Source organism: Streptomyces sp. SLBN-118 (assembly GCF_006715635.1).
Lineage (GTDB): Bacteria > Actinomycetota > Actinomycetes > Streptomycetales > Streptomycetaceae > Streptomyces.
In genome coordinates this window covers 1,532,231-1,546,466 of sequence record NZ_VFNP01000002.1, presented here as the reverse complement: position 1 = coordinate 1,546,466, position 14,236 = coordinate 1,532,231, and the positions used below count along the sequence as shown (strand labels likewise).

Here is a 14,236-nt window from a genome sequence, read left to right as displayed (position 1 = left end):
CGGTGTGTCCAGGGACGAGTACGAGGTTATACGCCCTGGCTGACCGAACTCATATTGAAATCAGGGATGCGCAGCGCGGGCATCGCGGCCCGCGTGAACCAGTCGCCCCACTCACGCGGCAGTGTCTTCTCGCTGCGTCCCGCCTCGGTCGTCCGCGAGAGCAGATCGACGGGCGACTCGTTGAAACGGAAGTTGTTCACCTCGCCGACCACCTCGCCGTTCTCGACGAGGTACACGCCGTCCCTGGTCAGCCCGGTCAGCAGCAGCGTCGCCGGGTCGACCTCGCGGATGTACCAGAGGCAGGTCAGCAGCAGCCCGCGGGCGGTCGCCGAGACCATCTCGTCCAGCGAGCGCTCGCCACCGCCGTCGAGGATCAGATTGCCCGCTCCGGGCGCGACGGGCAGGCCGGTCAGAGCCGCACTGTGCCGGGTGGTGACCAGATGCTCCAGTTTTCCGTCGCGTACCCAGTCCGTCGCCGACAGCGGCAGGCCGTTGTCGAAGACCGACGCGTCGTCGCCGGAGGAGTGTGCGACCACGAACGGTGCCGACTCCAGACCCGCTTCGTTCGGGTTGCTGCGCAGGGTCAGCGGCAGCGGCGAGAGCGTCTCCCCGATACGTGTGCCGCCGCCCGGCTTGGAGAAGACCGTCCGGCCCTCGGCCGCGTCCCGGGCCGTCGACGACCACAGCTGGTAGATCAGCAGATCGGCCACAGCCGTGGGCGGCAGCAGCGTCTCGTACCGGCCCGCCGGCAGGTCGATCCGGCGCTCGGCCCAGCCGAGCCGGCCGGCGAGCTCCGCGTCGAGCAGGGCGGGGTCGACGTCCTTGAAGTCCCGCGTCGAGCGGCCCGCCCAGGCGGAACGGGAGCGGTCGGGGGACTTGGCGTTGAGCTCCAGGGTGCCGTTGGGTTGGTCGTGGCGCAGCCGCAGCCCCGTCGACGTGCCGAGGTAGGTGGAGGTGAGCTCGTGGTTGGCGAAGCCGTACAGCTCACGGCCTCCGGCCCGGGCGCGGGCGAACGCCTCGCCCAGCGCCGGAGCGAAGTCCGCGAAGACGGCGGACGATGTCTCGTCGGGCGCGTCCGTGAAGTCGGGGGACGCGGGGACCCCTTCGACGAGCGGCTGAGCGTCCTCGGCGGGGTCGGCCCCGCGCGCGGCGGCCTCGGCGGCTCGTACGAGCGGTTCGAGGTCGTCGGCGGTGACGGCGGAGCGCGATACGACACCGGACGCGGTGCCCTCGGAGCCGTCGACAGTGGCGATGACGGTGAGGGTGCGGCCGCGGGTGACGCCGTTGGTGGTCAGGGCATTGCCCGCCCAGCGCAGATTGGCGGAGGAGTGCTCGTCGGCGATGACGACGCAACCGTCGGCGGTGGACAGTTCGAGGGCCCGCTCGACGATCTCGTGCGGCTTGCTGGTGCGGCTCATCGACCGGCCTCCTGAGTCGTGTTCAGAATGTTCACGCCGCGGAACAGCGCGGACGGGCAGCCGTGGGAGACCGCGGCGACCTGGCCCGGCTGGGCCTTGCCGCAGTTGAAGGCGCCGCCCAGGACATAGGTCTGCGGGCCGCCCACCTTCTCCATCGAGCCCCAGAAGTCGGTCGTCGTCGCCTGGTAGGCGACATCGCGCAGCTGGCCCGCCAGCTTCCCGTTCTCGATACGGAAGAATCGCTGCCCGGTGAACTGGAAGTTGTAGCGCTGCATGTCGATCGACCACGACCGGTCGCCGACCACGTAGATCCCGCGTTCCACGCCGCCGATCAGATCCTCCGTGGACAGTCCGCCCGGATCCGGCTGCAACGACACGTTCGCCATCCGCTGTACCGGCACATGGCCGGGGGAGTCCGCGAACGCGCAGCCGTTGGAGCGGCCGAGGCCCGTCAGCTTCGCGATCCGCCGGTCCAGCTGGTAGCCCACCAGCGTCCCGTCCTTGACCAGGTCCCACGACTGCGCCTCGACGCCCTCGTCGTCGTAGCCGATGGTCGCGAGCCCGTGCTCGGCGGTCCGGTCGCCGGTCACATTCATCACCGAGGAGCCGTAGGCCAGCTTCCCCAGCTTGTCGAAGGTGGCGAAGGACGTCCCCGCGTACGCCGCTTCGTACCCCAGCGCCCGGTCCAGCTCGGTGGCGTGGCCGATCGACTCATGGATGGTCAGCCAGAGATTCGACGGGTCGACCACCAGGTCGTAGCGCCCGGCCTCGACGCTCGGCGCACGCATCTTCTCGGCGAGCAGCCCCGGGATCTGCTCCAGCTCGGCGTCCCAGTCCCAGCCCGTGCCGGTCAGATACTCCCAGCCGCGGCCCACCGGCGGGGCGATCGTGCGCATCGAGTCGAACTCGCCCGTCGTCTCGTCGACCGCGACGGCCGTGAGCGCCGGATGCAGCCGCACCCGCTGCTGGGTGGTGACGGTTCCCGCCGTGTCCGCGTAGAACTTGTTCTCCTGCACGGTGAGCAGCGTCGCGTCCACGTGCGCCACGCCTTCCGCCCGAAGCAGACGCGTGCTCCACTCGGTGAGCAGCGCGGTCTTGTCCTCGTCGGGTACCTCGAAGGGGTTGATCTCGTACGAGGAGATCCAGGTGCGGTCCGCATGCACCGGCTCCTCGGCCAGCTCCACCCTCTCGTCGGAGCCGGCCGCGGCGATCACCTTCGCCGACAGCTTGGCCATCGCGACCGCCTGGCCCGCGACCTTGGCGGCCGCGTCCATGGTCATGTCGACTCCGGAGGCGAACCCCCAGGCGCCGCCGTGCACGACCCGCACCGCGTAACCGAGGTCGGTGGTGTCGGACGAGCCGGCGGGCTTGGCGTCGCGCAGCCGCCACGCCGCACTGCGTACGCGCTCGAAGCGGAAGTCGGCGTGCTCGGCGCCGAGCGCACGCGCCCGGGCGAGTGCCGCGTCGGCGAGGGCCCGCAGCGGCAGCGCCGTGAAGGCTTCGTCGATGGAATGAGGCACGGATGTCTCCTGTCGTTGAGACGGGTCGTCCCGATCATGTCGCGCCGGAGGGGCCCTTGCCCAGCGCCATTCTGTAGGGACCCGACAGCGACTGGATGTAGGCGCTGTCAGGGCCCGATTCTCCGCGGGGGGTGCGGGACCGATAGGTTTTCGAGTACCAGACCGCTATCGAAAGGGTGATCCGTTGAGCCGCTCGGTTCTCGTCACCGGAGGAAACCGGGGCATCGGCCTCGCCATCGCCCGCGCGTTCGCCGAGGCCGGCGACAAGGTCGCGATCACCTACCGCTCGGGGGAGCCGCCGGCCGGCTTCCTGGCCGTCAAGTGCGACATCACCGACTCCGAGCAGGTGGAGCAGGCCTACAAGGAGATCGAGGAGAAGCACGGGCCTGTCGAGGTGCTGGTGGCGAACGCCGGTGTCACCAAGGACCAGCTTCTGATGCGGATGTCCGAGGAGGACTTCACCTCCGTCCTCGACACCAACCTCACCGGCACCTTCCGGGTCGTCAAGCGCGCCAACCGTGGCATGCTGCGCGCCAAGAAGGGCCGCGTCGTGCTGGTCTCCTCCGTGGTCGGGCTGCTGGGCTCGGCGGGACAGGCCAACTACGCCGCCTCCAAGGCGGGTCTCGTCGGCTTCGCCCGCTCGCTGGCCCGCGAACTCGGTTCGCGGAACATCACCTTCAACGTCGTCGCACCCGGTTTTGTCGACACCGACATGACCAAGGTGCTCAACGACGAGCAGCGCGCGGGCATCGTCTCGCAGGTGCCGCTCGGCCGTTACGCGCAGCCGGAGGAGATCGCCGCCACGGTGCGCTTCCTCGCCTCCGACGACGCCTCGTACATCACTGGAGCCGTCATCCCTGTTGACGGCGGATTGGGCATGGGTCACTGATCACATGAGTGGAATCCTCGCCGGCAAGCGCATCCTGATCACCGGTGTGCTGATGGAGTCCTCCATCGCCTTCCACACCGCGAAGCTGGCACAGGAGCAGGGCGCCGAGGTCATCCTCACCGCCTTCCCCCGGCCCACGCTGACCGAGCGCATCGCCAAGAAGCTGCCCAGGCCCGCCAAGGTCATCGAGCTGGATGTGACCAACAGCGAGCACCTGAACCGGCTCGCCGACCTGGTCCGTGAGGAGCTCGGCAGCCTCGACGGTGTCGTCCACTCCATCGGCTTCGCCCCGCAGGACGCCCTCGGCGGCAACTTCCTCAACACCCCGTTCGAGTCGGTCTCGACCGCGATGCACGTCTCGGCGTTCTCGCTGAAGTCGCTGACAATGGCCTGCCTGCCGCTGATGCAGGAGGGCGGTTCGGTCGTCGGTCTCACCTTCGACGCACAGTTCGCCTGGCCGCAGTACGACTGGATGGGGCCCGCGAAGGCGGCGCTGGAGGCCACCTCCCGCTACCTCGCCCGTGACCTGGGCAAGCAGAACATCCGCTGCAACCTGATCTCGGCCGGACCCATCGGCTCCATGGCCGCCAAGTCCATCCCGGGCTTCTCGGAGCTCGCGGACGTGTGGAACCACCGCTCCCCGCTGGAGTGGAACATGGCGGACCCGGAGCCGACCGGCCGCGGAGTCGTCGCCCTGCTCTCGGACTGGTTCCCGAAGACCACCGGCGAGATCGTCCACGTGGACGGCGGCGTGCACATGATGGGCGCGTAGCCTCCCGTACGGCATCGACGCCCCGTTCCCCGCAGCGCGCGGGGGACGGGGCGTCGCCCGTTCGGCCCCCGAGGCCGCGCGGTACCGCGCCCCGGCGGCGAGGCTTGAGGGGCAATCCCCCTTGTGGTGCAGCCGCGGCTACCCGGCCGCAGTACGGCCGAGGAGGTCCCGCTTGTGCGTACGACCTGGCGCTCCGCGCTCGTACCTGCCACGGTGACCGTCCTCGTGTGTGCGGCACCGGCCGCCGTCTCCCAGCAGCACCGTGAAGAGCCCGAGCACCGGCCGCAGTCCCCGCCCCGGACGTACCAGGCCGACTGCCGCACCGTCATCGAGGGCTCCCGGGCCACCGCCTACTGCCACAACCCCTACCCCTCCACCGACCGCGTCCGGCTGCATGTCGAGTGCGAGCGCTGGTGGGACATCGACGCCGACAGCGCGCCCGTCGACGTGGGCCCGGCGGACTACGCGGAACTCACCGACCGCTGCTGGAAGGAGATCGGCGAGGTGTGGGTCAGCCATCAGCCCGTGGGGGATTCCCCAGGCACATGAACGGATAGCTCGCGGCCTCCGTCGCCGCCGTGTCGCCGTCGCCCCCGCGGATCGCCTCGACCATCCGCGCGTGATCCATGTGGCGCTCCGGGCGCAGCTCGTGGCCCACGTCGTCGCGCAGCCAGTCGCGCAGCAGATCGCCCAGGTCCGCGTAGAGCTCGCTGAGCACCTCGTTGTGCGAGGCGGCGGCCACCGCGAGATGGAACGTCGCGTCGGCGGCGACGAACTGCTCCGCGTCCCCCGAGGCCCAGGCCTCGTCGCGCCGGGCCAGAAGCGTGTCCAACTGCTTCAGGTCCTTGTCCGTACGCCGCTGCGCGGCCAGCCTTGCGGCCGAGGACTCCAGGGTGGAGCGCAGCTCGGCGATGTGCCGCGGGTCGGCGTCGGCGAACCGGCGGTGCATGACACCGGCCAGCTCGCTCGTCGCCACGACATAGGTCCCCGAGCCCTGGCGGATGTCCAGAAGGCCGTTGTGGGCGAGCGCGCGGACCGCCTCACGCACGGTGTTGCGGGCCACGCCCAGCTGCCCGACCAGTTCCGGTTCGGTGGGGATACGTGAGCCCACCGGCCACTCGCCCGAGGTGATCTGGTTCCGCAGCTCGGCGATCACCTGATCGGAGAGCGCGGAACGCCGGGGAGAGGTCAGCGCCATGGTGCTCCTTGCGTACGAGAGTCATGTGAAGGGCGTACGGAAGTGGTTGAAGGATTGGACAACCAATCATCCCATGATTCTATGATGGCCTCATGCCCGACGAGACCCGGACCCAGACCCGGACCCAAACTCGGACCCAGATCGAGCCCCAGGCGCAGAGCCCCGCCCTCACCGACCGTACCGCCGTGGTCGTCACGGACCGGCGGCCCGCGGTCCGGTTCACCCATCTCGTCGTCGTCGGGATCTTCCTCGCGGCCCTCAATCTCCGCCCCGCCATCACCAGCCTCGGCGCACTCCTCGAAGAGGCCAGGGTCGGACTGCACATGAGCGGCAGTGCGGCCGGCGTCCTGACCTCCGTGCCGCCGCTCTGCTTCGCGGTCTTCGGGATCGCGGCCCCCCGGCTCGCCCGCCGCCCAGGCCCGGGCGCTGTCGTCTGCGCGGGCATGGCGGCCATCGCCACCGGCCTGTTGATCAGGCCCTTCGCGGGCGGAACGGCGGGTTTCCTCGCCGCCAGCGCGCTCGCCCTGGTGGGCATCGCCGTCAGCAACGTCCTGATGCCGGTGATCGTCAAGCAGTACTTCCCCGACCGGGTCGGCTCCATGACCGGGCTCTACTCGATGGCGCTGGCGCTCGGCACCTCCGTCGCCGCGGCTGCGACCGTGCCGGTGACCGAGGCGCTGGGCGGCAGTTGGCGCCTCGGGCTCGGGATCTGGGCCCTCCTCGCCGCCCTCGCCGTACTGCCCTGGATCGGCCTCGTCCGCCACCGCGGCGCGGCTGCGCGGAGCACAGTCGCCGTACGGGCCGAGGACTCCCCGGCGCCCAGTATCACCCGCAGCCCCACCGCATGGGCGCTGGCCTGCTACTTCGGCCTCCAGGCCACCGGGGCGTACATCACCATGGGCTGGATGCCGCAGATCTTCCGCGACGCCGGGGTCCCCGCGGGCACGGCCGGGGTGCTGCTCGCCGTGACCATGGTGATGGGTGTGCCGCTCGCCTTCGTCATCCCGCGGCTCGCCACCCGGATGAGGAACCAGGGCCCGATCGTCGTCGCCCTCGGCCTGTGCGGGCTGACCGGCTACACGGGCCTGCTCTTCGCGCCCGCCGCCGCAGCCTGGGCGTGGGCGCTGCTGCTCGGCATCTCCAACTGCGCCTTCCCGCTCGCCCTCACCATGATCGGCATGCGCTCGCGCACCGGCGCCGGAGTCGGGCGCCTGTCGGCCTTCGCGCAGTCCACCGGCTATCTGATCTCCATCCCCGGCCCGCTGCTGGTCGGCGTGCTCTACCAGCACAGCGGCGGCTGGGACCTGCCGATAGCGCTGATGGCGGGGCTGATCGTGCCGCAGGTCGCGATCGGCGTCCTGGCCGGGCGGGACCGGACGATCGAGGACGAATGCTGAGGTGCGAGACTGGTTCCATGCCTGTGCTCGACCCGAACCCCCAGAACGGCCAGAAGAAGCTCCTCTATGTCTTCGGAGCCATGATCGCCATCACCGTCGTGATCGCGATCATCGCCTCCATCGCCTCGCCCTGACACGGAAGTTGGCCGCTCCTCGGACGGCATGGTGGTGCTGGCACCACCATCCCCTAGGGGGGCAGGCTCAGGGTGAAGTGGGTGGCTCACCGGATGGGCCCGTGGCTCCATGATCCGTAGGTTTGAAGCATCGAACCGCAGACCTACGGCAGTCACGGAGGCGGCCATGTCGGCCCACACGCACACCCGGCCCCACCCCAAGGCCACCGGCGGCGTCGACATCCGGCTGCCGTGGTGGGCGCTCGCCCTGCCGACGCTCGCCTTCGCCGTACTGCTCCTCCTGATCGCCGGCCCCGCCCAGGCACATGCCGCGGGCGGTGAGCCCGCGGTCGGCCAGATCCTGGAGCGTATCCAGCAGACTCTGTCCCGGTGACGTATTCACCCGTGACGGGGGAGAGCGTCAACACCCTGCGCCCGCTGGCTCATTTCATGCGAAGCTGGGGTGCATGAGCGACGCCGTGTCTTCCGGGGGGACAGCCCCCGGATCTCCCGAATCCCGCAGGATCGTCCTCCTTCGGCATGCGAAAGCCGACTGGCCGCAGGTGTCCGACCACGACCGCCCGCTCGCCGAGCGCGGCCGTCAGGAAGCGGCGGTGGCAGGCCGCAAGCTGGCTGATACAGGTATCGCCTTCGACCTGGCGCTGTGCTCCACCGCGAGCAGAACCCGGGAGACCTGGAAGCTGGCGGTTCACGAGCTGCCGCACCGCCCCAAGACGGTGTACGAGGAGAGGCTGTACGACGCCTCCCTCGGCGAACTTCTCGCACTGCTGAACGAGACCCCGGACGAGGTGAGCGAACTGCTTGTCATCGGCCACAATCCGGGGATGCACGCGCTCGCGGACGCGCTCGCCGGCAACGGGGAGGGCGACGCACCGGCACGGATGACCAAGACCGGCTTCCCCACCGCGGCATTCGCGGTGGTCGGCTTCACCGGCTCGTGGAAGTCCGTGGAGCACGGTGTGGGCACACTGCTCGACTACTGGGCGCCGCACGAGTAACGCTCCCGTCCGACAAACGGCCCCGGAGCGCTTCCTCGCACCGGGGCCTTCTGCCGGACAGGGCCTGGTGTTCCGCGTCCTGCCGGACAGGACCTAGTGTTCCGCGTCCGGGTCGTCCGCGGCCTCGACCTCTTCGCGGGTGATGCCCAGCAGATACAGAACGGTGTCCAGGAACGGCACATTGACCGCGGTGTGGGCGGCGCGGCGGACCACGGGCTTGGCGTTGAAGGCCACGCCCAGACCGGCAGCGTTGAGCATGTCCAGATCATTCGCGCCGTCGCCGATCGCCACGGTCTGCGCGAGCGGCACTCCCGCCTCCGCGGCGAACCGGCGCAGCAGCCGCGCCTTGCCGGCACGGTCCACGACCTCGCCGGTCACCCGCCCCGTGAGCTTCCCGTCCACGATCTCCAGCGTGTTCGCCGAGGCGAAATCGAGCCCGAGCTGCTCCTTGAGGGCGTCCGTGACCTGTGTGAACCCGCCCGACACAACACCCACTTGGAAGCCGAGACGCTTGAGCGTACGGATCAGAGTGCGGGCGCCAGGAGTCATCCGCACCTCCTCGCGCACCTTGTCCACCACCGAGGCGTCGAGCCCTGCGAGCAGCGCGACTCGGGCGTGCAGCGACTGCTCGAAATCCAGCTCCCCGCGCATCGCGGCGGCGGTGACCTCGGCGACCTTGTCCTCACAGCCCGCGTGTGCCGCGAACAGCTCGATTACCTCGTCCTGGATGAGCGTCGAGTCCACATCCATCACGACCAGCCGCTGCGCGCGTCGGTGCAGCCCGGCCGACACGACGGCCACATCGACCCCGATCCCGGCGGCCTCCGTCGCCAGCACGGTCCGCAGCGCCTCGGTCTCCGTACCGGACACCGCGAACTCCACCGCGGTGACCGGATACTTGGCCAGCCGGAAGATCCGGTCGATGTTCCCGCCGGTGGCGGTGATCCTCGCCGCTATGGCGGCGGTCGACTCGGCGGTCAGCGGGTGCCCGAGAACGGTCACATGGGAACGCCCGCTGCCGCGGGGACGGTTGTCGCCGGTGCCCGAGATGATCTCTGCCTGCAGCTTCAGCGACTCGGCCCAGCTGTGGACGGTGGCCCGGAGCTCCCCCTCGGTCGTCCCGTCGGCGGTCGGAGCGGTGACGAGGGCGCACAGCACGATGCGGCCCCGGGTGACGACCTGCTCGATGTCGACGACGTCGACGGAGTAGGCGGCGAGGGTGTCGAAGAGCCCGGCGGTGATCCCGGGACGGTCCTTCCCGAAGATCTTGACGAGGAGGGTACGTACGTCGGAGGTCTGCGATGCGCTCATGGTGCTTCCACCGTATCGGGCGCGGGCGGAAGCGAGACGAGCTGTCCCGCCTGACGGACGGCGCGGGTCCCGGACCTGGGCTGCTCGGCGGGCCCCCGGGGAGGTGAACTGGGGGCCCCACACCCCGTGGCGCCCGCATCGCCGGGCAATGTCAGCGCGCCCCTCCCGGTGGTCGCGGAGGTGGCGGCCCGTCCTCCGGGGGCTCCGGCGGGCGCGGGCGCGGAGGGGGCGGGGGCGCGGCCGCCGGGAAGGGGCCGGCCATCGTCGTCGCGCCGTGGATCTCCGGCGGGGGGCGCAGATACGGGTTCGTGTCGTCGTTCGACGGCCGGTAGGGCGGCGCCGGACGGTACGGCCCCGGCACATCCGCCCCCGTCCCCGGCTCGGGCGCCGCCCCCTCCGCCCGGCCACCACCCCGCGTCGCGTACACGAGCAGCGCCCCGAGCCCACCCGCCCCCGCTCCCCACGCCGCCCCCAGCAGCAGCGCCGGCCCCAGCGCCCCGTGCAACTCGATGCCCGCGCCGAACGCGTCGAAGCCGAGCACCGACAGTGACGCGTCGACCGAGACATCGGTCAGCCACACCAGCAGGGGCAGGGCCAGGGCCGTGACCATACCCAGCCGCACCGCGCACCGTCCCGTAAACGCAAAGCCCCCGCGGCCCGCGGGCGTACGCGCCGCCGCCAGCACTCCCGCGTACAGCACCATCACCGCCGCCGCGACCGCCAGCAGCCACATCCGCCCGTCCAGCTCGGCCAGCCTGCCGACCGTCACGGGCTCGTCCGCGGACACCCTCAGCAGTTCGTCGAGGGGATCCGGCAGCAGCTTCGCGAGCTCACCCGTCGCCTTGCCGTCCCACGGCACGAACAGCCCGAGCGGCACACCGAGCCACACCCCGTTCGGCGCCCCGAGCAACGCGGCCCCCGCGATCCGTTTCGGGTGGTCGTCGCCGATCGCCGCGTACCCCGCAGCCGCATACCCCGCGAGGACCGCGACCAGCAGCACCGTAACAAGGGCGGACGCCGCCGGGCGCACGTGGCACCGCACGGCTGCGGCCAGAGCCCCGCCCGGCAGCGGCGTACGTCGCGAGGCGAGCAGCGAGATCACCAGCACCCCCAGCACCCACAAGAGCGCACCCGCCAGCGAGTCCGCGGTGTTCACGCTGAACCCCACCGCCGCCTTCGCGTCCGCCAGGTCCCCGAGCCGGTCCGGCAGCAGCCCTCCGATGTCGCCGAGTCCCGGCACCTCGATGCCGCCTCCGTCTGCTCCTCCGACGCCCGGCAGAGCGTCAAGACCCAGCTCCGCTCCGTCGATTGTGATGACGTCGTGACCTGCCCACGCCAAGCCGGCGACCGTCGCGACGAACAGGATCACCACTCCGCCCGCCCGCGCGGCGAGTTCGCTCCCCGCGATGTGCGGCCCCGCGCGCCGCAGCGAACGTAGAAAGAAGTACGCAAGAAGCAGTGCCCCGACGAGACCGATCCCAAGTGGCGTGATCTCGACGGCCGTCCGCGCCTGCGTACCTTCCAGCCCGAACGCGGACACATCCCCTGTGGGAGTGACCGAGCCGCCGACCGCGAGCACCACCACCGCCGCGGTCATCGGCCCGAGCGACCCCGCCGAATCCGCGCCCAGCAGATGCAGTCCGAGCGCGGCCGCGCCCGCCATTCCCACGAGTGCCCAGCTCACCGCGGCGATCGACGCCAGCAGCACATCGACCCACGGCACCTTCCCGGCACTGCCGCCTGCGCCCATCGGACCCCCCGATCCTTGCTGGGTTTGCCCCAGTTACCCCCATTCGCGCATGATCCGTATGCACTCATGGGTGCTTACCATGCTCCGTGCGTGTTTCTCCTGCGTCAACGGTCATCCCGGACGCGGTCTTCACACAGCCCGGCTTTCGGATACGGGAGGACGCCTGAAATAGTTCCTCACGATGTTCGCCATCCCTAGACTCCCTGTGATGGGGGTAACTCGGGGGACAACTAGTGGGGCATGGAGTGCCGGAACTCGTACTGGAATTGAACGGAAGGACCTGGACCCTCGATCCGTCCAGGTCATACACCCTCGGACGTGATCCGCAGGGCGACCTGGTGATCGACGACGCAAGGGTCTCGTGGCGGCACGCCAGCATCAGCTGGGACGGCCGCAGTTGGGTGATCGAGGACCACGGCAGCACCAACGGCACTTATGTACAGGGCCAGCGGATCCATCAGATGGAGATCGGCCCCGGCTCGGCCGTGCACCTGGGCAATGCCACCGACGGCCCGAGGCTGAGCCTCTCGGGCGGCGCCGCGGCCGGTGCGTACAGCGCTCAAGGCGCCGCGCCTCAGCAGGCACCGCAGCAGCAGGCGGTCAAGCAGCAGGCCCCGGCCCACCAGGCCCCGGCCCCGCCGCAGGGATGGCAGCAACAGCAGCAGGCCCCTGCCCAACAACCGCAGCAGGCCTGGCCGCAGCCCCAGGCGCCGGTCCCGCACCAGCAAGGACCCGGCGGTGCCGGCGGTGTCGCGGGGGCCCCGCCGGTGTACGGGGACCGCAGCCCGACCACCTTCCACCAGCTGGCCCTCGGCCGGGTGATGCGAATTGGTCGTGCGCTCGAGAACGAACTGGTCGTCTCCGACCTCCAGGTCTCGCGCCACCACGCCGAGTTCGTGGCCACCCCCGACGGCCGCTTCGAGATCCGGGACCTCGGATCCCACAACGGCACGTATGTCAACGGTCAGCCGATCGCCAAGTCCGGCACGGTACTCATCGGCCCGAACGACATCGTCGGCGTCGGCCACTCGACGTTCCGTCTCGTCGGCGACCGCCTCGAGGAGTTTGTCGACACCGGTGAGATCTCCTTCTCCGCCCGCCACCTCACCGTGACGGTCGACGGCGGCAAGCAGATCCTTCGGGACGTCTCCTTCGGCGTACCTGAAAAGTCGCTCATCGGCGTCATCGGCCCCTCAGGCTCCGGCAAGTCCACCCTGCTCAAGGCGCTCACCGGCTACCGGCCCGCCAACCAGGGCGACGTCCTCTACGACAACCGCAGCCTCTACAAGCAGTTCGCCGAACTGCGCCAGCGCATAGGCCTGGTCCCGCAGGACGACATCCTGCACAAGGAACTCACCGTCCGTAAGGCGCTCAAGTACGCGGCCAAGCTCCGCTTCCCCGGTGACACCGCCGAGGCCGAGCGTGAAGCCCGTATCGACGAGGTGCTGCGCGAGCTCAAGCTCGACATCCACAAGGAAAAGAAGGTCACCTCGCTCTCCGGCGGCCAGCGCAAGCGCGTCTCGGTCGCCCTGGAGCTGCTGACCAAGCCGTCGCTGATCTTCCTGGACGAGCCGACCTCCGGCCTCGACCCGGGCATGGACCGCGACGTCATGCAGCTGTTGCGCGGCCTCGCCGACGACGGCCGTACGGTCCTGGTGGTCACCCACTCCGTGGCCGAGCTTGCGCTGTGCGACAAGCTGCTGGTCATGGCCCCCGGCGGCTCGGTGGCGTACTTCGGTCCGCCGGAGGAAGCGCTCAACTTCTTCGGCTACAGCACCTGGGCCGATGTCTTCTCGGCGTTCGAGAACTACCGCGACTACGACTGGGCGGGGCGCTGGCGCGGCTCGCAGCACTACCAGATGTACGCGGCCGACATCGACGCCGTCGCCGCGCAGTCGGTGCACATGCCGCCCCCGCAGCAGATGCGCCCGCCGAAGCCGCAGAGCTGGGGCTCCCAGCTGTGGACGCTGATCCGCCGCTACTCCTCGGTCATCGCGTCCGACAAGGGCTTCATGGGCCTGATGGTCATCCTGCCCGCGGTCCTCGGCCTGGTCAGCGTGGTCATCCCGGCGAAGTTCGGCCTCGCGCCGCCCAAGCCGCCGAGCAGGTTCAACGGCGACGCGGGCACGATCATGCTGATCCTCGCGGTCGGCATGTGCTTCTCGGGCGCGGCCAACTCCGTACGAGAGCTGATCAAGGAACGGGTCATCTACGAACGGGAACGGGCCACCGGCCTGGCCCGCTCGGCGTACCTGATGTCCAAGGTCATCGTCCTCGGCCTGATCACCGCCCTGCAGGGCGTCATCATCTGCGGCATCGGCTTCGCCAGCCGCGAGCTGCCCGCAGAGGGCCTGATCATGCCGCCCGCCGTCGAGATCTGCCTCGTCGTCATCGCGCTGGGCTTCACCTCTATGATGTTCGGCCTGGTCATCTCCTCGCTGGTGAAGACCGCCGAGAAGACCATGCCGCTGCTGGTCATGTTCGCCATCGTCCAGGTCGTCTTCACCGGCATCCTCTTCCAGGTCTACGGTTCTCCCGGCCTGGAGCAGTTCGCCTGGCTGATGCCGTCCCGCTGGGCCATCGCCGGTGCGGGCGCGACGCTCGACCTCTCGCACCTGATGCCACCGTGGGACCCGAACAAGCCCACCGACCTGGACCCCCTGTGGGAGCACTCGGCGGGCCAGTGGGGCATGAACATCACCATCCTGCTGGTGATCGGTGTCATCTGCGGTGTCGCGGTCGCGCGACTGCTGCGCCGCCACGAGCCCGAGGTCATGCGCAAGTAAGAAGGAACGCCGATACGCCGAAGGGCGGCACCCCGCACTGGGTGCCGCCCTCCGGCGTCTGCT

Annotated in this window: 13 protein-coding genes; 8 read left to right on the top strand and 5 right to left on the bottom strand. The window is 70.1% G+C overall.

The window, feature by feature from the left end; translation table 11 throughout:
• Positions 1 to 26: 26 nt before the first annotated feature.
• The gene (locus tag FBY35_RS25660; RefSeq protein ID WP_142216341.1) at positions 27 to 1,418 is read right to left on the bottom strand and encodes a metallopeptidase TldD-related protein; all 1,392 of its coding nucleotides are present in this window, start codon (positions 1,416 to 1,418) and stop codon (positions 27 to 29) included.
• Positions 1,415 to 2,938 (bottom strand): TldD/PmbA family protein, encoded by a 1,524-nt coding sequence (locus FBY35_RS25655; protein ID WP_142216340.1) that lies wholly within the window; start codon positions 2,936 to 2,938, stop codon positions 1,415 to 1,417. The genes FBY35_RS25660 and FBY35_RS25655 overlap by 4 nt, the downstream gene beginning before the upstream one ends.
• Before the next feature lie 184 nt (positions 2,939 to 3,122).
• On the opposite strand from FBY35_RS25655, the gene fabG reads away from it, so the two are divergent.
• The 3 genes from fabG to FBY35_RS25640 all read left to right on the top strand — a co-directional run bounded on the left by fabG (position 3,123) and on the right by FBY35_RS25640 (position 5,148).
• Positions 3,123 to 3,827, top strand: a complete 705-nt coding sequence (fabG, locus tag FBY35_RS25650; protein ID WP_142216339.1) for a 3-oxoacyl-[acyl-carrier-protein] reductase — start codon at positions 3,123 to 3,125, stop codon at positions 3,825 to 3,827.
• A gap of 4 nt (positions 3,828 to 3,831) precedes the next feature.
• Positions 3,832 to 4,599: an enoyl-ACP reductase FabI gene (gene fabI / locus FBY35_RS25645; protein ID WP_142216338.1), complete on the top strand. Its 768-nt coding sequence runs from the start codon at positions 3,832 to 3,834 to the stop codon at positions 4,597 to 4,599.
• 174 nt (positions 4,600 to 4,773) lie between these two features.
• On the top strand, positions 4,774 to 5,148 hold the full coding sequence (locus tag FBY35_RS25640) for a hypothetical protein (protein ID WP_142216337.1): 375 nt from the start codon (positions 4,774 to 4,776) through the stop codon (positions 5,146 to 5,148).
• Here the strand turns inward: FBY35_RS25640 and FBY35_RS25635 are convergent.
• Entirely contained in the window at positions 5,111 to 5,797 is a 687-nt protein-coding gene (locus FBY35_RS25635; protein WP_142216336.1) for a FadR/GntR family transcriptional regulator, read from the bottom strand. The genes FBY35_RS25640 and FBY35_RS25635 overlap by 38 nt on opposite strands.
• A 92-nt stretch (positions 5,798 to 5,889) precedes the next feature.
• Between FBY35_RS25635 and FBY35_RS25630 the strand changes: the two genes are divergently transcribed.
• From FBY35_RS25630 to FBY35_RS25620, 4 genes are all read left to right on the top strand, one after another.
• The gene (locus FBY35_RS25630) at positions 5,890 to 7,194 is read left to right on the top strand and encodes an MFS transporter (RefSeq protein ID WP_142216335.1); all 1,305 of its coding nucleotides are present in this window, start codon (positions 5,890 to 5,892) and stop codon (positions 7,192 to 7,194) included.
• Positions 7,195 to 7,211: 17 nt separating this feature from the next.
• The gene (locus FBY35_RS37430; RefSeq protein WP_260848816.1) at positions 7,212 to 7,328 is read left to right on the top strand and encodes an SGM_5486 family transporter-associated protein; all 117 of its coding nucleotides are present in this window, start codon (positions 7,212 to 7,214) and stop codon (positions 7,326 to 7,328) included.
• A gap of 166 nt (positions 7,329 to 7,494) precedes the next feature.
• The gene (locus FBY35_RS25625; protein WP_142216334.1) at positions 7,495 to 7,701 is read left to right on the top strand and encodes a hypothetical protein; all 207 of its coding nucleotides are present in this window, start codon (positions 7,495 to 7,497) and stop codon (positions 7,699 to 7,701) included.
• A 73-nt stretch (positions 7,702 to 7,774) separates the two neighbouring features.
• The gene (locus tag FBY35_RS25620) at positions 7,775 to 8,326 is read left to right on the top strand and encodes a histidine phosphatase family protein (protein ID WP_142216333.1); all 552 of its coding nucleotides are present in this window, start codon (positions 7,775 to 7,777) and stop codon (positions 8,324 to 8,326) included.
• A gap of 93 nt (positions 8,327 to 8,419) precedes the next feature.
• Here FBY35_RS25620 and serB read toward each other — a convergent pair whose 3' ends face one another.
• Together serB and FBY35_RS25610 are read right to left on the bottom strand one after the other, a co-directional pair.
• A complete protein-coding gene (gene serB / locus FBY35_RS25615) occupies positions 8,420 to 9,637 on the bottom strand; it encodes a phosphoserine phosphatase SerB (RefSeq protein WP_142216332.1) in 1,218 nt (405 codons plus the stop codon).
• A 151-nt stretch (positions 9,638 to 9,788) separates the two neighbouring features.
• On the bottom strand, positions 9,789 to 11,387 hold the full coding sequence (locus FBY35_RS25610) for a streptophobe family protein (protein WP_142216331.1): 1,599 nt from the start codon (positions 11,385 to 11,387) through the stop codon (positions 9,789 to 9,791).
• A 233-nt stretch (positions 11,388 to 11,620) separates the two neighbouring features.
• Between FBY35_RS25610 and FBY35_RS25605 the strand changes: the two genes are divergently transcribed.
• Entirely contained in the window at positions 11,621 to 14,173 is a 2,553-nt protein-coding gene (locus FBY35_RS25605) for an FHA domain-containing protein (RefSeq protein ID WP_142216330.1), read from the top strand.
• Positions 14,174 to 14,236 lie beyond the last annotated feature (63 nt).